14 protein-coding genes are annotated in these 20,570 nt (G+C 39.7%); 7 read left to right on the top strand and 7 right to left on the bottom strand.

Features of this window, described 5'->3' with window-relative positions; genetic code table 11:
• Positions 1–99 precede the first annotated feature (99 nt).
• Complete coding sequence (locus ACHSBP_RS13920; RefSeq protein ID WP_395389202.1) at positions 100–687, bottom strand: LysE family translocator; 588 nt, start codon at positions 685–687, stop codon at positions 100–102.
• Positions 688–781: 94 nt separating this feature from the next.
• On the opposite strand from ACHSBP_RS13920, the gene ACHSBP_RS13915 reads away from it, so the two are divergent.
• From ACHSBP_RS13915 to ACHSBP_RS13900, 4 genes are all read left to right on the top strand, one after another.
• Positions 782–1,219 (top strand): Lrp/AsnC family transcriptional regulator, encoded by a 438-nt coding sequence (locus tag ACHSBP_RS13915; protein WP_010559059.1) that lies wholly within the window; start codon positions 782–784, stop codon positions 1,217–1,219.
• A gap of 247 nt (positions 1,220–1,466) precedes the next feature.
• Positions 1,467–2,333 (top strand): hypothetical protein, encoded by an 867-nt coding sequence (locus tag ACHSBP_RS13910; protein WP_395389201.1) that lies wholly within the window; start codon positions 1,467–1,469, stop codon positions 2,331–2,333.
• Between the two features lie 2 nt (positions 2,334–2,335).
• Positions 2,336–3,451, top strand: a complete 1,116-nt coding sequence (locus ACHSBP_RS13905; RefSeq protein WP_395389200.1) for a DUF4785 domain-containing protein — start codon at positions 2,336–2,338, stop codon at positions 3,449–3,451.
• A gap of 116 nt (positions 3,452–3,567) precedes the next feature.
• Positions 3,568–5,571 carry a methyl-accepting chemotaxis protein gene (locus tag ACHSBP_RS13900; protein ID WP_395389198.1) on the top strand — a complete coding sequence of 668 codons (2,004 nt, stop codon included), beginning with the start codon at positions 3,568–3,570 and terminating at the stop codon, positions 5,569–5,571.
• A 23-nt stretch (positions 5,572–5,594) separates the two neighbouring features.
• On the opposite strand, the gene ACHSBP_RS13895 is transcribed toward ACHSBP_RS13900, so the two are convergent.
• Both ACHSBP_RS13895 and ACHSBP_RS13890 read right to left on the bottom strand, forming a co-directional pair.
• Positions 5,595–6,908 carry an AarF/ABC1/UbiB kinase family protein gene (locus ACHSBP_RS13895; protein ID WP_010559063.1) on the bottom strand — a complete coding sequence of 438 codons (1,314 nt, stop codon included), beginning with the start codon at positions 6,906–6,908 and terminating at the stop codon, positions 5,595–5,597.
• A 104-nt stretch (positions 6,909–7,012) separates the two neighbouring features.
• Entirely contained in the window at positions 7,013–9,088 is a 2,076-nt protein-coding gene (locus ACHSBP_RS13890) for a TonB-dependent receptor (RefSeq protein WP_395389197.1), read from the bottom strand.
• Positions 9,089–9,193: 105 nt separating this feature from the next.
• Here ACHSBP_RS13890 and ACHSBP_RS13885 point away from each other — a divergent pair, with 105 nt between their 5' ends.
• Positions 9,194–10,603 (top strand): PQQ-dependent sugar dehydrogenase, encoded by a 1,410-nt coding sequence (locus tag ACHSBP_RS13885; RefSeq protein ID WP_395389195.1) that lies wholly within the window; start codon positions 9,194–9,196, stop codon positions 10,601–10,603.
• A 67-nt stretch (positions 10,604–10,670) separates the two neighbouring features.
• Here the strand turns inward: ACHSBP_RS13885 and ACHSBP_RS13880 are convergent, their stop codons facing one another.
• The 4 genes from ACHSBP_RS13880 to ACHSBP_RS13865 all read right to left on the bottom strand — a co-directional run bounded on the left by ACHSBP_RS13880 (position 10,671) and on the right by ACHSBP_RS13865 (position 16,973).
• Complete coding sequence (locus ACHSBP_RS13880; RefSeq protein ID WP_395389194.1) at positions 10,671–13,145, bottom strand: DUF5666 domain-containing protein; 2,475 nt, start codon at positions 13,143–13,145, stop codon at positions 10,671–10,673.
• 313 nt (positions 13,146–13,458) lie between these two features.
• Entirely contained in the window at positions 13,459–15,057 is a 1,599-nt protein-coding gene (locus ACHSBP_RS13875) for an ABC-F family ATPase (RefSeq protein ID WP_395389192.1), read from the bottom strand.
• Positions 15,058–15,167: 110 nt separating this feature from the next.
• Positions 15,168–15,956: a substrate-binding periplasmic protein gene (locus ACHSBP_RS13870; protein ID WP_395389191.1), complete on the bottom strand. Its 789-nt coding sequence runs from the start codon at positions 15,954–15,956 to the stop codon at positions 15,168–15,170.
• 78 nt (positions 15,957–16,034) lie between these two features.
• The gene (locus ACHSBP_RS13865; RefSeq protein WP_010559069.1) at positions 16,035–16,973 is read right to left on the bottom strand and encodes an extracellular solute-binding protein; all 939 of its coding nucleotides are present in this window, start codon (positions 16,971–16,973) and stop codon (positions 16,035–16,037) included.
• Positions 16,974–17,036: 63 nt separating this feature from the next.
• Between ACHSBP_RS13865 and ACHSBP_RS13860 the strand changes: the two genes are divergently transcribed.
• Positions 17,037–19,673 carry an EAL domain-containing protein gene (locus ACHSBP_RS13860; protein ID WP_395389189.1) on the top strand — a complete coding sequence of 879 codons (2,637 nt, stop codon included), beginning with the start codon at positions 17,037–17,039 and terminating at the stop codon, positions 19,671–19,673.
• Between the two features lie 9 nt (positions 19,674–19,682).
• Entirely contained in the window at positions 19,683–20,564 is an 882-nt protein-coding gene (locus ACHSBP_RS13855; protein ID WP_395389187.1) for a cation diffusion facilitator family transporter, read from the top strand.
• Positions 20,565–20,570 lie beyond the last annotated feature (6 nt).

Genomic DNA, 20,570 nt, shown 5'->3' with positions numbered 1-20,570 from the left:
CCAGAAAGTCCAAGTCACCCGTTTGTTCTGTTGTTATTTCTTCATGCTTTTGAATGTATTATGCTCAAAAGCGCCAATACACCTCTAGTCACTAGGGGATTAAAGCATAGGTATAACCGATACAACTAATAGTGCTGCCATAAGCCAATTAAACAAACGTATTTTAATGTGTGAGGCAATAAGTTGCTTTAAACTTTTTCCCAATACTAACCAACAGCCAATAGACGGTAAGTTAATAAGTAAAAACACCACACTTACTAACATCACAGATTGTAGACTTTGATCACTGGCATACACCGCATTAACACTTAACGCCATTGTCCACGCTTTAGGGTTGACCCATTGAAAAAGCGCAGCTTGCATAAAGGTTAATGGTTTCGCATCCGATGCGACTTCATCAATAGTATGGTTATTCGCGATTTTGTATGCGAGGTAACATAAATAGACGATGCTTACCCATTTTAATACGGTGTAACTTGCAGGGAAGGCTTGAAATAACTGACTTACGCCAATTCCCACCAATAGCACCATCACGCTAAAACCAATGGCAACACCTAACAGATGCGAAATCGAACGGCGCAGACCAAAATTTAACCCTGAGCTTAATAACATTAAGTTATTCGGGCCTGGGGTGATAGATGAAACAAAACAAAATGTTATTAATGCAATAAGTAATTCAGTATTCATAGTGGACTCCTTTTTTAATAGAGTAATTTACTTATTGCGCAATTTGCTGTTTTATATTGTCTAATAAAATTAAATGGCACAATAAAATTTAGATATGGATAAGTTTAACGAACAAATATTGTTTGAGTTATCACGCGACAGCAGTTTGACCAATATTCAATTGGCTGAGCGAATTGGATTATCGCCATCGGCATGTTTACGCCGGGTACAAGAGCTTGAGCGGGCAAAGATTATTACAGGTTATAAAGCCACCATTGACACCGAACAACTAGGGATCGGCTTTAAAGCATTTATTACGGTGGGCTTGTCGGTGCATACCAAAACAGCGCAAACGCAATTTGAAGAGGCAATTACACTTTCAAAAGAAGTGCTTGAATGCCACAACGTAACCGGTGCATTTGAGTATATTTTAAGAGTAGAAACCAAAGATTTGAAAAGTTATAAGCAATTTCACACCAATGTGTTAGGTGATATCGAGCAGGTCGCGACCATAACGACCCATGTTGTAATGGATTCCGTTAAAGATAGCTAGTGGATTTAGCGTCTTTTCTTAGTAAAACAGTGTGTTATCCACGTCAAATTTAATACAAACGATTCGTTTAGCTATATCAAATGGTTATGAATATATAACCCAGCTTTCATATTTATGTAATAACAATCGGCTTAATCATACCGATTGTTAATAAAGTGTAAAAAAATGTTGTAATTGTACCTAAATTGGCTATTTTGTGATCGGAGGTCACTCCTCCGATCACAAATAATAATTAGGAACACACAGTATGAAAATAACGAAAATAATAGCTTATGCGGTGTTGTTGTACGCAAGCACGCCTCTTTGGGCAAGTCATGGACTGGCCTTTATTCATGGGACTGGAAGTCAAACAGATGCATATAATGACTACTGGACAGGTGAATTTGTAAACTCAGTGAGGCAAGGGTTAAGTAACACAAACAATTACACGGTGATCAATTGCGATTTCGATCGCTATATGTGGGATACGCGAGCATCAGGTTGCTTGGCAGAGCAGCTCACTAACTTTATAAATAGTAAAAACATTACGTCCTTAACACTCATTACACACTCAAATGGCGGTAATGTTGTGCGTTGGATTTTATCTAATCCAACATGGGATAGCCGTTTTGTCGCTATTATAAATACGGTCAAAAAGACAATCGCGCTTGCACCGTCGTCTGGTGGTACACCATTAGCCGATGCGGTAACCGCAGGTAATTCATTTGAAACAACCCTTGGCTGGATCTTAGGCTACGACAGTGACGCGGTGAAACAGCAGCAAGTGGGTTGGATGGCACATTACAATCAAAATTGGTTATATGGTACGCCTAATCGACCGGCACTTAGTTCTGCATTTGAGGCAGTTGTAGGTAGTGATGTTGATTCGGCAATTTGGGATGGCGATAGTTACTGTGGAGGCTATCAATATCAAGTGGCGCTAGAGGTTACACAAAACTGGTTAGATGATTGCTCTGATGGATTCTTGGAATGTAGTTCGCAATCGCTTGCGGGCAGTGTGTGGTTTAAAGATAAAAATAAAACACGTGGCAGTGAGCCTTTAAGTCATCATCAAAGTCGTCGTAAATGTTTCAATTTAGATGGCCTACTACGCAATCGAATTTCGGAGATCTAGTTATGAAACATTTTACTGTATTAACGCTTTTTGCAAGCTTACTATCGACGTTTTCAATCCATGCTGAACCGGTCGTATATCAGTTTAAAAAAGTACAACCAGCTGTTGAGCAGCCGTTACTGCAAGCATTAAAAAGCGATGAATATTGGATGACAATATCTGGCAAAGCGCTTAAGCAAGGTGTTGAGTTGCCGTTGTCTGCTCAGAATAGTTTTGTTCGAGTTGCGCCGAAATTTGATGTTGCAAACACACAATTTGTTGAACCGCTTGATGTTAGTGCATTGTCGTTAACACCAAATTCTAAAGTGTTAACAAAGGGCAATCGTGCACAGGTAGAACAAGTGTTTGCGCAAAAAGAAATGAACGATGCAGGTTTTAGTGATGGCAGTGTAGCGCTAAAGGTAAAGTCGCAACACGCTTTGCAACAACTAACGCTAAAAACAAATCAATATCTGATTGATGATGCGAAATATCTAGTACACGTAAAGGAAAAGCACAGTGATGTTGTTCTTGCCGTTGCAGCGAATAACCGTTCTATTCAAAGTGCAAATAAACTGGCATATCAATCGCTTTCGTTTACTGATAACGTGACTCAAATCAAAACGATGTCAGCTAAACTGATTAGCCCAACAAATGAAAAAGTAACGGTAGATATAACCAATAACCACTTTAATTTTGATAAAGCACTGGCGTATTTTGGAGCAATCAATGGCCTGTATGAGCTTGAACTTCAAATTGATGCAGAGCGCGCTAATATGCCAGTAAAGCGTTCGCTTAAAATTCCATTTGTTAATTTTAAACAAACTGCAAAGGCGTTACCTAATGTGACATTTAGTGCGTCGAAATCGCATATTGAAGCTAAGGTACCATTGATGGTAAATGATGCGGGGCGTTTTAGTTTGCAAGCAACGTTACAAGGTAGTAATGATGGGGTACGTTTTTATGATATAGCCACGGTTGAAATGGCAAAAGAGTTAAACGGTGACGATTCACTGTCGCTACCATTTACCACTCAGGCACGTTATTCGTCTTATCGTTTAAACAATATGGTACTGAAAGATCAAAGTCGCTTATTAGTATTACAAACACCTCAGAAGTTGTTTCGTCCATCAATTTAATGATGTCAAAATACGCCAACATTAGTTGGCGTATTTTCGTTTCATTTCAAAACAAAATCACTTTATAAATATTACGTTATACTTAAACCGAGTTATTAAAGTAGTAGGGCGTTTTAATGGTTTTTACGGTAAAACAAAAAATCACCTTTGGCTTTGCATCAGTGGGCATTTTGCTTGCGGGTGTTTGCCTGTTTTTTTATATGTCATTGTCGAATATTGAGCGTGCTTACTTAAATATTAAAGAGCAGGCTTTACCAGTACAACGCAGTGCCGATGACATTCAAACGCTTATTCTCAACTACTCAAAAAACGCTAACGCAATTTACGGTGCCAACAAATTAAATGTTATAGAAAAATTCAGAGCACAAAATCAATCACTTAAAAATCAACTACAACAAACACTTTCAAGTGGCATTGCAGATTACAGCATTGACCTTGAAAAACTAAATAACCAATCACTGGCATTAATTGAAGCGTCGGAAAGTTTAACTGATAACAAAAATGCCTATTTAAATGCTAAAAAAACAAACAAAACTTTGATTGAAAAGCAGCTCGCACTTATTTCACAAAGCTCCGATTTATTATATGACCTAGAAACATTAACAGGATTAAGTTCGCGCCTGTTAGATGAAGTGATGGGCACCGCGATCCGCATCGATGATATGTTGTTTAATTTAACTGAAGTAACCAATGCACTTAGTCAAACTTTAGACAGTGAAACGCAAGTTAAACATCAAAACGATACGCGGTTTTTACTGGCAAATATTAAAGACAACTACAATTTTCTCAATCAACAGCTCACAGATATTGAAAGCGGTGATTTTCAAACGCGTTTTGAACAAAACTTGGCTGTATTTAACAGTAACGTCGATAATCCGGCACATTTGTATCAACAACAGACGCTACAGCTTGCTAAGTACAATCAATTTGAACAAGACTACAATCGCGTAGAAGCGCTTTCTGAAGAAATTAACAGTTCAATTCACACCATAAAACAAAGCGCCAGTGAACTAGTGAACCGTTATCAACAATTAGCAGATGAAAAAATAGATGAAAATCAGTTGTTACTTATGGTCATTGCTGGTGTTTTTCTATTGGTTGCTGCAATTATCGCTACCTTAACGATACGCGCGATTATAATACCGTTAGGCTATGTAAATCATACGCTTACAAAAGTAGCTGATGGCGATTTCTCGCGTCATGCGCGCAAGGTTAACGATGATGAATTTGGTGAAGTAAGCGATAAATTGAATCGGGTTATTGATAATTTAAAAGAGCTGATCACCGATATTTTCGAACAGGTGGCATCACTTGAGTCGCGCCTTGAAAATTCCTTAGCAAGAAGTGCAACGGTTTCGCACAATGCTGAAAAACAAATTGAGCGGGCAAAACACACCACGGCACTTGCACAAGATGTGCATACCAGCGCTAATACGGTAAACACACAAACCAAAGAAAGCTCCGAAGATATTAATCAAGCAAGTGAACAAAGCGATGCTGTGCTAAATTTGGCAACGCAAAACCGAGAACAAATACAATTGCTTGCTTCAAACTTGAATACATCGGTTGCGTTGATGGCTGAGCTTTCAAACCAGTCGAGTAATATTGGCAGTATTCTAGATACTATCGTCGCAATCTCTGAACAAACTAATTTGTTAGCTCTGAATGCAGCCATTGAAGCTGCGCGTGCGGGAGAGCAGGGACGTGGTTTTGCCGTAGTAGCTGATGAAGTCAGGTTGTTAGCATCGCGTACGCAAGAATCAACAAAAGAAATAGCGCAAATGATTACCGAACTACAAAGCGGTACCAGCGATGCGCAACGCGCGATTAATCAAGGGCAAGAGGCTGCGCTGACGTGTACTGAGCGAAGCGCAGCACTTACAGGTGCAGTCGATTTGATTGAGCAAGGTTTATCGCGTTTGGCAGACAAAAGTAATCAAATAGATCAATCAAGTGCGCAGCAAAGTACCATGGCGCAAGACATCGTTACGCGTATGCAGGAAGTAGAGCATAGTGCAGAACAAAATAGTGATGAACTAACGGCGTTAAGTGAAAATATTCGTCAGATAAATGAGCTCGGCCATAAAGTAAGTGATGCACTAAACCGTTTTAAGCTATAGCGCTTATTAATTCTTTAAATTTGTTATTTTGCTTCTTCCGCGTATTTAGCAAACAACTGTTTAACATTTACTTTTGCGTTTAAACGCTTCGCTATCAAATACAATCCTGCGATTTTTCGATGGATAAACAGGGCATCAACGGGTGGCGTGTGCCATTGGTCTTTGCGCTTATTAATTGTAACGCTTTGCGCCCGTAACTTTGTTGCGATAGTGCAGTTTGCAAAGTTGTATTCGCCATCAAATCGTAATGGCATTGACGCGATATCAAAAAGTGCCAGTATTTGCTCAAGGTATGTAGTATCGATATCTTGCTTAAAAAAGCCAATGGTACGGGCTGCATCTTCTACTTGAGCGCTGTCTTGGCTACTTAGCGCTGTAAAAAGCGATAAATATCCATTAGATATAGCCGGTGAAATCTCTCGGGTAGCACCGAAATCCAATAAGCCTATGGTATGTGTTTCATTATTGAACACATAATTGGCAAAGTTGGGGTCGGTTTGCATCAACTTCAACTCAAATAATTCAACAAAAAACAGTGAAAATAAGCTCTTTACGAAGTGATTTCGAGTTTCTTCTGGCAGTGTGGCCGCTTGTTCAATAGGCATACCTTCAATAAAACTCATTACTAAAATGGTTTGTGTACTTAAAGGGGAAACGTTAGGTAAAGCAAATTGTGTCTTGTCGAGTTTATTGCTAAACGTTTCTATGTAGCTTGCCTCAAGTTGATAGTTTGCTTCATTGATTAACTGCTCGGCGGTTTTTTCAAGTAACGTGTTGAGATCAACCTGCTTTGGGATAAGACCCGAGAGCTTTAAAATACGCCCTAGATTATCAACATCACTTTTTATGGCGTTACTGACTCCCGGATATTGTAACTTTATCGCGAGCTTTTTTCCGCTATCGTCGTTGGCAATATGCACTTGCCCGATAGATGCACAGGCAAAGGGTTTAAGATTAAAATAAGCAAAATTATCAACCCAATTATCACTCCAAGCGTCACGAAGCAAAGTGACTAACTGCTTGTGTGGCATAGCATGCGCATTGTCTCGTAGTTTTGCTAAAATATGGCTCAACTCAGGTGGAATAAGCTCACCTGCATCCATCGAAAGAAGTTGACCTAATTTCATTGCAGCACCACGCATTGCGGCAAGCTCATTGGTTAGCTTTTGCAAGTTACTGGGCGTTAAAACGAGATCCGAAACGGACGGCTTATTGCCACTAAATAGTTGCTTGGTGCCATTGTAGGCAACATTGGTTGCTACTTTTGCTAATAACCCGCCAAACTTACTCGCTCGACTCAAGCGTGAACTAGGAACTTTAACCTCTTTACGTGTCATTGTGCTCTCCGAATAATACCTAACGTTTATACGCCACAATTAGTTACTAAGTTCAATGCGCTTAACGGTTTTAATTGGGGTTACCTAAAAGCACCGGTTTTAAATTAAAACTGATAACGCAAAGTTGCACTGGCATTACGTGGCTCGCCAATAAAATAACGGTGATTCCCAAACGCGTAATCGGCCCTTTCAGCGAAACGTGTATCAAATACATTAAGCACGGCAAATGCGATAGAGAAATTGCTGTTTATTTGCCATTTTGCACGTAAATTCGAAACCATATGCCCACTATATGTTTGCGTGTTTTTATCGTCTAAGTAATAGCCGTCAAGATGCCTTAGTTCAAACTGACTGGTTATGTTTTGCGCTATTTGCCAATCAAGAACGAGGTTTGCTATTAAGCGTGGAGAGGTATCTATCTCATTGCCTTTGAGCTGCTGCCCATTCGTTGGATTATTTTCATAGGTGTGTTTTGCATAACTTGAGTTCAAACGCGTTTTAAATATGTCGTTAAGGCGCCAGGTGAGATCAAACTCGAGCCCTTGATGCTGAGTCGATAAACCATTGAGATAATGTCTGTCTGAATCTTGATAAATCGCGTTTTTCTTAGTTAGATGATAAAACGCAAGCTCACCGAATACCGTTTCTGTTTGAAAACGCAGGCCAAGCTCTTGCTGGTTTGCGTCGACACTGGTTATGTCATTTTGTTGCTGATTGTTCTGCAGGCGATAAAGTTCGGCGGTGTGTGGTGCTCTAAAACTGTTATCTAGTTTAGCAAATACAATCGTATTGTCGTTTAGCGTTAAAGAATAGCCAAGGCTGTAGCTTGTATCGTTAAAGCGATTGGTTTGATTAGCGGGGCGAGTGTATCGACAACCGCCGAAGCCACACGCAGTGCCGTCATCTTTTAAATTACCTGTGCTTAATGCGTTATCGTAATCGTATTCGGTAATATCATGTCTAAGCGCTAAAAAAGCATTCTGATCGGCTGCTATTTGATAATCAAGCTGACCATAAAGCGCGTAACTTTTTGCATTAACCGTGTAATCGTAATGTTGTCCTTTGGGAAGTACCGCTCTTAAAAACGCCGAATCTGATATGGTGTCATTTGTTTGATATTGTTGTAACGAACCTTGGGTAAAATCGAGGTCGCTACCTAATTTAAGCGACAAGGCATCCGTCACTTCTGCATATCGAGATAGCTGCAGTCCAATGCTATGGTGATCGTTCTCTTCAATAGGCGTTCCAGGTAAAAAGTGCATTAAAAACGTCATATCTGTGTAACGTAGATAAGGCGTTAGTTGCCATAGGGCATTGTTTATTTCAGCGCTATTTTGCATGCTGTAATGCATAGCGACACTGTCGCGATAGGCATCTGGAAATTCATTAATTTTCAACAGCGATTTATCTTTATATGCATTTTCGCCTTGTTGTAAATAACCTGCGGTATCTTGCTCGAGATTAGTTACACTAAAATGGTGTGTTGTTTGCCAATTGCCGAGCTGGTGTTGTGCCGAGACTGATAGTTTTTGCTGTTGATAACCGGAACTCAACTGATAACCGCCATCGCTCGTAACGGTTACGCCAACACCTAACTGCATATTGTCAAAATCGTTACTTGCCTTTGCGTTTAGCCGGTAAAAATCATCATTGCCCATGTCTAGAGTGAGCTGATTTTCGCTGGCGTAGAGCGTATTATTAATGTTGATTACGCCATGGATTGCGTTTGAACCATAACGTGCTGAATTATTGCCTTTTACTACTTCAATGCGGTCGCTTATTTCAAAATGGCTATCGAACAATTGATTTACGTTACAAAATCCGGGTGCCCGTAGGCTAATGTTATTTTCTAACATCAAAAATTCAGCGCAAGAACCTGCCCCTGTTAACACAGGCGAACGCAACGAAAGCAATGATTCTTGGCCATTACCACGACTTAACCATACCCCCGACGCTAAACTTAACACTTGATTTAAGTGCTCTGCGTTAACGGTAGCAACCGCATCTTTTGAGATAATGCTGGTATTGCCTATCAGATCAAAATGGCGTTTCTTGGTGCGCGACGCGGTTGTTACTATGGTTTCAATATCGGCAAAACTCGGACTATTTTGCTCGGCCAATGATGTGAAATGAACACTTAATAATGAAACAACTAACGACTTTTTAAACACTTCTCGCACGAAACAAACCTTTAAACGCAACTTGACTGAAAACAGAAACTCGGCACATTATACTGTAATTACCGTGCATTCGATCTACCGTGAAATAATAATATGTATCAAAAAATGAATAAGTTACCGATATTAGGGGCGATGTTAGCAAGCATTGCAAGTTTGCCATCACAGGCAAAGGTTGAAGAATTGTTTAAATCTACCTGTGCGTCTTGCCATGGCGAAACATTAATGGGCGCAATGGCTCCCTCGTTAGTTGATAACACATGGCTAACAGATGGCACTGATAAAGCACTAACCAATGCAATCAAAAATGGTATTGCTAACGTTGGCATGCCAGCATTTGGTGAAACACTAAGCGATGAACAAGTACGAACGCTTGTTGTATATATTCGCGAAGCGGGCGCTAAAGTAGAAAGAGAAAAAGCGCCAGAATCATCTCTTGGTAAAATATTCACCACAAAGCATCAAACCGTAACGACACAAGAAGTTCTGACCAGTGACGGAATTATCTGGGCGATGGACTTTTTACCGGACGGCAGTTTACTGTATACGCTTCGCCAGGGTGAGCTGTGGATGATGTCGAAAAACGGCAAAAAAACGCAAGTAATTGGCATTCCTGAGGTATGGCATAACCGTCAAGGAGGCTTACTTGATGTATATCCCGACCCACAATATAGCGAAAACGGGTGGATTTATTTGTCGTTTAGTCAAGCTGCAGGGAAAAAGGATAACGGTGACGAGATTGCCTTTACTAAAATTGTGCGCGGCAAAATAAGCGATGGTAAATGGGATTCAGAGCAAACCTTGTTTGAGGCGAAGCCAGAAAACCGTAAAAATCGCGGTTGGCACTTTGGCTCACGTTTCGCTATTCAAGGCGACTACTTGTTCTTTACTAACGGTGATGAAGGCCATCAAAATGATGCGCAAAGCATTAAAACGCAGAACGGTAAAATACACCGTATTTTTAAAGATGGACGTATTCCAAAAGATAACCCGTTTTATAATGAAAAGGGCGCACAACAAACAATCTGGACGTATGGTAATCGTAACCCACAAGGCTTAACCATAAATCGAACAACAGGGGATTTATGGTCAACCGAGCACGGCCCACGCGGTGGCGATGAGCTTAACTTACTCACCAAAGGTGTGAATTATGGTTGGCCAAAAGTGACGTTTGGTATGAATTATAACGGTACGCCGATAACCAAACACACTGAATTACCAGGTATGCAGTCGCCAATTCACCATTGGACGCCATCAATTGCGGTTGCTGGTATTAACTTTTATACCGGAAATGTGTTTAAAAATTGGCAGGGCGACTTGTTTGTTGGCAGCTTAGCGAAAAAGCAATTGCATCGCTTACGTATTGAAAATAATCAGGTAATTGAAGATGAGATTATTCTGAAAGGTTTAGGGCGTATTCGTGATGTGGTTACCGCGCCAAATGGCACAATCTACCTAACCATAAATGACCGAAATAAAAACGAAAGTAAAATTATTTCAATCTTGCCAGCGAGTTAAATTAATGTAACAAAGAGTACGTTCATTTTAAGAACGTACTCTTTTAGTGTGTGATATCTATGAGTGCCTAGTCATCAAAGGCAATTCGCCATGCGATATATTGGCCCTTTTTATCTATTGTGCCAGCCACTTCAACACTTAAGCCATTTTCAAGTTGATTACCTTCTAATTCAAACTGGGTATCGCTTGAGTAGTTGATAACAACGTCACTTAATGTAAATTGAGTGTCGGTTAGGTTTTGAATTTCACCTTCAATTTCAAACTCTTCGTTTGCTTTAAACTCGATTTCAGCGGCATACAAACCAATTGCGGTTTCAATCGCATCAACTTCTACAAGTACATCGAGCGCGAGTTTGCTTTGATTTCCATTTTCAAATTGTGTATTGGCATCAAAGTAAACAAGGGTGTCGTTAACCTTAAATTGAAAATCGCTTACTATTTCTGTGATTGAACCGTTTAATTCAATGTCATCTTGTTGTTCAAATTCTATTTCAGTCGCAACAAGTTGACCTTGGCCGTTAATGAACGCGTCGATTTCAACCGTCACGCCTTCTCTTAACTGCTCACGTGTACCATTCTCAAACTGGGTATCGGCAGTTAGCAAAATGGCAGTGTCGTTAACAGTAATGGTATCATTTTGAATCGCGGTAATTTCACCTTCGATTTCGCGTGTATCATTCTCACCTTCAAGTTCAACAGCAAGTGCTAGCAGGGTGTTGCCATCTTGTTGTACTGCATCGATTTCAACTTCGACACCGTTTTGAAACATATCTAGTGGATGTGAAAATTGCGTGTTTTCATCGGTAATGATTTGAAAACCGTTTACGTTAAAATCTTGAATACTATTAAACTCTGTAACTGAACCTTCAATGTCAAAGCTATCGTCGTAACTATCTTGGTATTTTGCTTCTAGCACTAGGTAGCCATCTTCCGATGTCTTGAATACCTCTAGTTCCAATTTATCGTTACCGCTAAGTGATGCCATAAAGTCTTGAACAGGTACATCATTGCCAAAACGGTTTTCAAGATCTGACGATGCATTTACAAACACTGTAATACCCGAAACGTTAAAGGTATTGGTATCAAGGTTAATATTGCTAACCTTGCCTGAAATCGAAATGTCATCGTCGTTTTCAGGTTGCTCTTCACGCTCTAACTTAGTCACAAAGGCGTTGCCGTTATCATCGTTATAAAAATCGATTTCAACAAAATCGCCTATCCCTAAGCTTGAAAGCGCTAGTTGTTTATCGTCGGCGCCTGATTCATCATCAAAGAGGGTAAACGGTGTGATTGTGTATTCGCGCTCATTTACCGTAATGTTATTTAATGCCAGATCAATATCGGTGATTACACCTTCAATATCACTGTCTGCACTAACATACAGCGCGATTTCTTCAGCAATATGTTGATTATCAATAATGATTGCTTCAACAACGACTCGTGTACCGTTTGCAAGTTGCGCTAATGATATATCTTCAAAATCCGTGTCGTCATTGATCAATACTTGTGTATTGGCAATTGTAATACTGCTATCTGTAACATTGACTATTGGACCGTCTAAAATAACAGACACACCATCTTGTTCATCATAGTGCCCAATTTCGATGTCAGTAATAACGTTAACATCATTTAGCTGGTTAAACTCAATTTCGACAATATCACCAACAGCAAGCTCTGGGGGTACAGTTACGTTTGATGTATCAAAAGTTGTGTCGTTGATTGTTAAGGTGTTATTAACACTATCCAGCGCTGTGACTTTTGCGGTAAGAGAAAGCGTGTCTTCATCGTCTTTACGCTCTAGCTTGGAGATTAAAAAGCCACTTTGTTCTGAATATACGGCACTGATTTCGACAAAGTCACCTTGTTTTAACGCATCAAAGGTAACCTCTTCTAAGTTAGATTCACCGGTTAAGACAAATGTTTGGCCGTGTACTGTTATTGTCTCATTAGCATAGTCTATGTGCTGAATGTGACCGGTCGCTGTTGCTTCGTAGTTAACACTATTTGCAATAAAACGGCCTTGGTTGTTGGTTAAGCCTGAAAGCACAACGCGATCACCTAAACGGATTGCATCTTCTGAGCCTGGTTGGCCATTAATTGTAAAGTCGGCATTATCGGTATTGTAACGAACACCATTGACATACAAACTACCAAAACCACTTACTGTACCTATGGTTTGCGTTGCATAGCCAAATTCATAAATCGCATTTGAAACCAGACCATTTGAAACGTTCAACGATATCGATTCGTTTATGCCGAGATAACGTTTATTGTTTATGGATTGGGCAACGCTTGAAAGTGTGTAGGTACCAGGGGCGAGTTGCGTAAGTAAGGTACTGGTACTAACGGTATTGGAATAACCGTTGGGGCCTTCAACCAACACATCTGCAGACGCACCGTCAGGAAGTCCTAAAAACCCAATATTAAGTTCGCCAGAATTAGGTACGATTGGCGCTGGTTCGTGTGAAGTTGATGAGCCACCGCAGCCGACAAGGCTGAGGGTTGATGCTGCAAGCAACGAGAGTGTTAACTTACGAGTCATGAAATTTCCTTAAAATATATAAACATGTGTTCACCTTGAACAAGAATAAGATACGAAAGGATTACGTTAACTGCAATAAAACTGTCATAAAGCAAAAGTAAAGGCAGATTAAATATACGTAACATTTAAATAAAACTGTTTAAAATCAATGAGACTTATTCTGGATGTTGATTTTATTATGTACAAAATTAGTATATGAATTTTTTATGACAGCGTTGTTTTTTGAAAGTGTTCGCGTTGTTTGGCGTAGCTAATAAAAAGGCGCTAATAAATAGCGCCTTTTCAAGAATGTAATTGGTTAAGCTAACCCGGGTTATTTTGCTTCGTCAGCTGCTTTTTTTGCAAGGTATTCGTCATAAGTACCTTGGAAATCAATTACATTACCGTCTTTTATTTCCCAAATACGGGTTGCAAGAGACGATACAAATTGGCGGTCATGGGATACGAAAAACAAAGTACCATGGTATTGTTCTAACGCAAGGTTGAGTGATTCGATCGATTCCATATCCATGTGGTTTGTTGGTTCATCCATTAATAAGATATTTGGCTTATGCATCATTAATTTACCAAATAGCATGCGACCTTGTTCACCACCAGAAATTACTTTAACTGATTTTTTGATGTCGTTTTGAGAAAACAGTAAACGGCCTAAATAACCACGTACTACTTGCTCATCATCACCTTCTTGTTGCCATTGTTCCATCCATTGAAACAGATCCATATCGGTCGCAAAGTCATCTGCATGATCTTGTGCGTAGTAGCCAATGTTTGCATTTTCAGACCACTTAAGGCTGCCACTTTTCGCAGGCAGGCGATTCGCTAGGGTGTGTAATAGCGTGGTTTTACCTACGCCGTTTTCACCAATAATCGCTACTTTTTCACCTACCTCAACAAGCGCAGATAAATCACTGAATAAAGTATCGTCGTAACCTTGTGCAAGGCTTTCGAGCTCAAGTGCATTTCTAAATAATTGTTTTGATTGTTCAAAACGAATAAATGGATTTTGACGGCTCGACGCCTTTACTTCTTCTAACTGAATTTTATCAATTTGCTTAGCACGAGATGTCGCTTGCTTTGCTTTTGATGCGTTAGCAGAGAAGCGAGATACGAACTGTTGTAGTTCGGCGATTTGTGCTTTTTTCTTGGCGTTATCTGATAATAAACGCTCGCGTGCTTGTGTTGCGGCAAACATGTACTCATCGTAATTACCCGGGTAAATACGTAATTCACCATAGTCAATATCAGCCATATGCGTACATACTGAGTTTAAGAAATGGCGGTCGTGGGAAATAATAATCATAGTGCAATCACGTTGATTCAAAATATCCTCTAACCACTTGATGGTGTAGATATCCAAGTTGTTGGTCGGTTCATCAAGTAACATGATGTCTGGCTCGGCAAACAGTACTTGTGCAAGTAGCACACGCAATTTCCAACCTGGTGCAACTTCCGACATCAAACCATAATGTTGCTCGGTTGGAATACCGACACCTAGCAGTAATTCACCGGCTTTTGCTTCGGCTGAATAACCGTCCATTTCGGCAAATTGGGTTTCAAGGTCAGCAACCAACATGCCTTCTTCTTCACTCATTTCAGGCAAAGAATAAATGCGGTCACGCTCTTTCTTGATATCCCACAGCTCTTTGTGACCCATAATTACGGTATCAACAACACTGAACTCTTCGTAGGCAAACTGGTCCTGATTTAGCTTTGCAATGCGCTCATTTGGGTCGTATGAAATATTACCAGCACTTGGTTCAAGCTCACCGCTTAAGATTTTCATAAAGGTTGATTTACCACAGCCGTTAGCGCCAATTAGACCATAACGGTTACCGTCACCAAATTTAACTGAAATATTTTCGAAAAGTGGCTTTGCACCAAATTGCATGGTGATGTTGTTTGAACTAAGCATTATATATTTTTCATCGAATCAAAATTGGCGGCATTTTAACACTATCTTATGGTACAACATAGCGATAGCGCGCTTTATTTTATAACGAAGGTTTTGCAGAAAAAAGATAGCTAGATAAGCTGCTCAGCGCAGCTTGGCGATACATAATGCGAGAACAACGCTTCAAGCTCGCCATTGGCTAATACTTTAATTAGTGCAGTGTCAAAGCGCGCCATAAAATTAGGTGAAACGCTCTGTTTATTAAAGATAAAATGAATACTTGCTTGTGACAGTAGTAAAGGGTGAATAACCACCTGAGAGTGGTTTTGTCTTGATATTTCGCTGCAAAGTACAATGTCGTCATCAATCACAATATCGACACGGTTTTTAACTAACATCTCCAAGCGTTTAATTGTTGTTTCTGAAAAAACAAAGCCGTTGTACGCTTGTTTGGCACGCTCTAGTTCGTCACCGTACCAACCCGCCAAGTTAACGCCAATCAGCTTACGCTGTCTAATAATTGATTTGAAACTTTTACTTTGCTTAACGCCGTGGTCGTTTTTTCGATAGGCGAATCGATTTCGTTCTAGGCGATATGTCTTTGAGAAGTAAAAGTCTCGTTCCCGCTCAGGTGTTTTACTGGCGCCAAGGCCAATATCAAAATTACCGATAGTGAGTTCAAAAAGAGTTCTACGTTCAGGAAAGTGAATTATGGTGAGTTCACAGTCCATTTTTTCGAGCACTTTTTTGAGTAGCTCTACATCGACACCAGTAGTGCTATCAAACTTAGAAAATTTAACATAGGGATACCAATCATTGGTGATTGATAGTGAAAGCGGGGTCTGACATTCTTCCGGTGGTAACGTTTGCGCACTGTAACACTGACAACACACTACCAATAACCACAACGCTTTTTGCATAACAACTTATTATTACTTTTGCTAGTCGCTTAAGTATAAACCAATCTCACAAAAACGCCTGAAAATGGGCTTGGTTTATTAAAGTGCCCGTTTTACACTTTGCAACGACAGTGACAAATTTGGGTACTGCACTAATTGGCGATCTCGCACGTGCTTATTTACCGCAAATTCATGAAGCTCATTTGCAATCATTGCTTGCGCATTAGAAGATAGTAAAAAGTTAACAAATTGCTGCGCATTTTCTTTATTTGGCGCGAATTGACTAATTGCCGCGGCAGTCGCTGAAACGGGCGTTTTTCCTTTATATGTTGTTAAAAAATGCATGCTTAAGCTTGCCGCAACTTCACGGTCCGATGGCTTTTTGCTGTTACGTAGCATGTGATAGTAATAGTGATTTGCGAGCGCATAATCACATTGATTTTTAAATACAGCGCGCAACTGGTCCCGATCGCCGCCAGAAGGGCGTTTATTTAAGAGCGAAACGTAATTTTTTAGCCACTTTACATCTTGGGTATTACCAATGGCTTGCAGTGATTTTTCCATTTGTTGATTGTAGCTATGATTAAAATCACGGTTGCAAAGCTTACCGTAAAATTTCTCGCTGTTTAATTCGCTATATGACGTGATTGGCTGTTCGTTTGTTAGTGAAAACAATGCCCTTATTCTTAAAGACAGTGCCACCCATTTCTTTTCATCGTCCACTAATTCAGGTGAGACTGGCGATGTTCGAATATTTATTGGTTGTAGTAGGTGCTTTACCGATTGAAGTTGCCCTAATTCAGACGTTAGTAATACATCTACTTGACTATTGTCTGCATTGGCAATGAATTTATTGACCAGCGCTTTTGGTTTTCCATAAACCAGATTTACCCGCACGTTATGCTCTTGTTCAAACGCGGTTATTAAAGGAGAAATTATTTCAGCCTTTCGGAATGAGTATACGTTTACTACAGAATTGGCTAATACCTGTGCAGTTAATGCAAAAAACGAGATAAAAAGGAAAATAACACTTCTCATAAATGGTAATAGGAATTATTATCGTTACTGTATTTTTAACTAGTTCTAGCGATAAGTCTATAGATGAAACCTGATTTTTTGCTCATTAATAAATATAAACCTTATTTATTGGTATTTGTTATTTATGTGATTGCGTGCATAGCGCTGGCATATTGGTTTGCATCGCAATTACAGCAAAAACAGTCCGAGCAGTGGCAGTTTCAACTTTCAAGCTATAGTAAGGCAATTGTAAGTAAAAGTGATTATGTAGAAAATTTAATTTCGGGGATTGCTAGTCTGTATAGTGCGTCATCAAGTGTTACGCAAGAGCGCGTTAAGCCGTTGATTGATGACCAAATTAGCGGTTTAGCGTTTGATTCAAGCATAGAGTTCTATTATCGCGTAACGCCAAACAATGTTGAATTTGTAGAAGATTATATGCAACAAGTTGGGGTGTTCGATTTTTCATTTAGCGATAGTATTCGTTTCTCTAATCAGTATGAAAATTATGTGTTGCTGGCTAATTACCCAGAATCTGATTTTGGTCACTTAGTTGGTAGTACAATATCGATCAACAATGACAACGCTAAAGCCTATATTGTAAAAGAGTGGCCAAATTCAGAGTTTTGGAGCGTTATTCTCAATGCCGCTGATGTAAAAACGGTGTCACTGAGGTTTAACGTTAAGAGCTTTTTCGATTACATTCATGCATCTGGTGATACGCAAAATCAGCACATTACAATCAGCTTACGTAATCAACCCATTTATAATTCAGATTGGCAAAATACATTAGGTTTGTCTTCTGCTGAACCATTAGCGCGAAAACGCATCTCATTTTTTGATAAAACATTGGATATTGCCTACTTTAACCCAAGTTACGTGCGCCATAGTCATTACCTTATTAGTGCAGGATTTTGCACCTTAGCTATACTATTTGGCTTCGCGCTTATAATGTATTTAGTCACTATTCGTAACCAATATGCACATGTTAACCGCCTTGTTCGTATCAAAACGTATTCATTAAAGAAAACACAGCAAAATTTAGCAGCCACGTCACAACTCAAAGTAAAAGCACTAGAACAACAATTAGAAACCAAGAAAAAATACAAAACCTTGTTTGTAAATTGTTCCGAAGGACTATTTTGTTGTAACGACAAAGGCGAGATCTTAGAGAGGAATCCTGCGTTTATTGGTCTCTTATTACCAGATGACGCAAATAACAATATTTGTGGTTTGATGTCCGCGCAACAACAACATTCATTTTTAGCATGTAAAAGTGATGAATTTTCGCAAGAGTTATTTGTGCAAAACAAACTAGGCAATACCTATTGTTTGTTATTAAAAGGGCATTGGGTAAATGACGCAGAGCGTAGGCTATTTGAGGGGCGTTTACTTGATATAACCGCCACCAAACAACATGAAGAAAAACTAAGGTATCAGGCTGAGCACGACGCACTTACCGATTTATTAAACCGACAAGCGTTTTTAGATAGTGTTGGTAATGAACTTACAAGGCGAAAAGGCAGTTATCACCTTTTATACGTTGACCTTGATAGATTTAAATTGGTTAATGATGGTTATGGGCACAAGGTAGGTGACGCACTGTTAAAAGCGTTTGCCAGATTACTTCAAAGCGAATTTTCAAACTATGGTGAAGTAGCGCGCCTTGGCGGCGATGAGTTTGCATTGTTTATCGCACAAAATAGGTTAAACGTTTCGATTGAGAGCGTCGTTGAGCGACTGACTTACGCAATTCATCAATTGAGAAAACAGCAGGCTGCATACCAATGTATAACAGCGAGTATTGGCGTACGTACTATCGCGGCGCCTTGTAATTTATGTCCTGAACAATTATTACATGAAGCCGATCTTGCGATGTATCGTGCAAAAAAAATGGGAAGAGATCAGTACTCTTTTTATAATGATGAACTTGCCATCGCAAACCGTCGTAAACGTGAAATTGAAACTTTTTGCAGTAATGATAGTTATTTATCGGCAATTAGATTGGTGTATCAGCCAATATATTGTTTAGAATCAAATCGGCTTTTAGGCTTTGAGGCATTACTCAGAGTACATGATGATAACCTTGGCACTATTTCGCCCCTTGAGTTTGTGCCTATTATTGAAGATATGGCCAAAATATCAGAAGTTGGGTTACATGTTGCGAAATTAGCCGCACACTTTTGTGCTAGTGTTAATTTGGATACATCAAATCAACTTTTTGTGAACGTGAATGTTTCCCCAAAACAACTAAAAAATAACGAGCTAATCGATTGGTTAGAGTGCCAAAACGTCGTTTCAAGGTCGCTGTTACAACTTGAGATTACCGAATCTGCAATGATGGAAAATCAAGCTGATATTATTCCCGTGCTGGAGTGTATATCAGATGCAGGGTATCACTTACTCATTGATGATTTTGGAACAGGGTACAGTTCCTTGGCTAGGTTAAAGGCGTTGCCACTAAATGGCTTGAAGATTGACCGCTCGTTTGTTAACGATTTATCCAGTGAAGCTGGCTTACAAATTGTAAAAGCAATATGTGCCATTGCAAAAGCGCTAAACTTAACCATTGTTGCAGAGGGTGTTGAAAACACCGCTCAGAAAAGTACCTTAATCGACTTACATGTAGATAAAGTACAAGGGTATTTTTTCAGTAAACCACTTGAGTGTAAAGACGCAACTGAACTGGTTAACACACAACAATACCGCCAAATAGCATAAGGAAATCGAATGTCACATTCACATCATCACCATCATCATAGCGGCGATAACAAATTATCACTTGCCGTTGTGATTAATGTATTGCTGACTGTAGCGCAGATTATTGGTGGTATTTTGTCTGGTAGTATGGCGCTTGTTGCGGATGCACTTCACAATTTAAGTGACGCAGGAGCCATTGTAATTGCAATTTTTGCGCGGCGAATCGCAAGAAAACCTGCCACTAGCGTAATGTCATTTGGCTATAAACGCGCTGAGATCCTTGGCGCTTTGGTCAATAGCACAATTTTAATTTTAGTTGGCTGTTACCTAATTTTTGAAGCGTTTAGTCAGTTTTTAAATCCGTCGCCAGTTGATGGCTGGATTGTTGTTTACATCGCGGCAATTGCGTTGGTGATTGATGTCGCAACTGCGTGGCTTACATACAAAGCAGGCGCAAAGGATAATTTAAATTTAAAAGCGGCGTTTATTCATAATTTATCAGATGCTTTAGCGTCACTTGTTGTAATCATTTCAGGCACATTAATTATTTTATATCAATGGTATGTTATCGATTTAATCGCCACCATATTAATTTCTGTGTATGTGCTTTACCATGGCGCTGATTATGCGAAGCAAAGCGTTATTATCTTGATGCAAGGTACGCATGCTGATGTCGATGTTGATAGTGTGTATTCAGCAATCTTAGAACAAGATAATGTGACTGCAGTTGACCATTTGCACGTGTGGCAGTTGGACGACACAACCCTTCATCTTGAGGCCAGCATTACGCTGAGTAATGATGATTTGCAGTCAATCAAAGACATGTTAGCTCAACAGTTTTCTATCACACATTCGACAATAGAAACTTTGCCTTGTACGCAATCCTTTAAAGGCTGTTATTTAACACAGTAGCGGCAC

It is taken from the genome of Pseudoalteromonas sp. XMcav1-K (assembly GCF_044005875.1).
Lineage (GTDB): Bacteria > Pseudomonadota > Gammaproteobacteria > Enterobacterales > Alteromonadaceae > Pseudoalteromonas > Pseudoalteromonas spongiae.
Note: the sequence above shows the minus strand (reverse complement) of the source record. Positions and strands in the feature narration are given on the sequence as shown.

Bases quoted from the DNA above. Each gene is read 5' to 3' on its own strand.
- ACHSBP_RS13875 (WP_395389192.1), bottom strand. From the start codon at position 15,057: ATGCTTAGTTCAAACAACATCACCATGCAATTTGGTGCAAAGCCACTT.
- ACHSBP_RS13865 (WP_010559069.1), bottom strand. From the start codon at position 16,973: ATGAGAAGTGTTATTTTCCTTTTTATCTCGTTTTTTGCATTAACTGCA.
- ACHSBP_RS13915 (WP_010559059.1), top strand. From the start codon at position 782: ATGGATAAGTTTAACGAACAAATATTGTTTGAGTTATCACGCGACAGC.
- ACHSBP_RS13870 (WP_395389191.1), bottom strand. From the start codon at position 15,956: ATGCAAAAAGCGTTGTGGTTATTGGTAGTGTGTTGTCAGTGTTACAGT.
- ACHSBP_RS13860 (WP_395389189.1), top strand. From the start codon at position 17,037: ATGAAACCTGATTTTTTGCTCATTAATAAATATAAACCTTATTTATTG.
- ACHSBP_RS13920 (WP_395389202.1), bottom strand. From the start codon at position 687: ATGAATACTGAATTACTTATTGCATTAATAACATTTTGTTTTGTTTCA.
- ACHSBP_RS13885 (WP_395389195.1), top strand. From the start codon at position 9,194: ATGAATAAGTTACCGATATTAGGGGCGATGTTAGCAAGCATTGCAAGT.
- ACHSBP_RS13910 (WP_395389201.1), top strand. From the start codon at position 1,467: ATGAAAATAACGAAAATAATAGCTTATGCGGTGTTGTTGTACGCAAGC.
- ACHSBP_RS13880 (WP_395389194.1), bottom strand. From the start codon at position 13,145: ATGACTCGTAAGTTAACACTCTCGTTGCTTGCAGCATCAACCCTCAGC.
- ACHSBP_RS13855 (WP_395389187.1), top strand. From the start codon at position 19,683: ATGTCACATTCACATCATCACCATCATCATAGCGGCGATAACAAATTA.
- ACHSBP_RS13905 (WP_395389200.1), top strand. From the start codon at position 2,336: ATGAAACATTTTACTGTATTAACGCTTTTTGCAAGCTTACTATCGACG.
- ACHSBP_RS13895 (WP_010559063.1), bottom strand. From the start codon at position 6,908: ATGACACGTAAAGAGGTTAAAGTTCCTAGTTCACGCTTGAGTCGAGCG.
- ACHSBP_RS13900 (WP_395389198.1), top strand. From the start codon at position 3,568: ATGGTTTTTACGGTAAAACAAAAAATCACCTTTGGCTTTGCATCAGTG.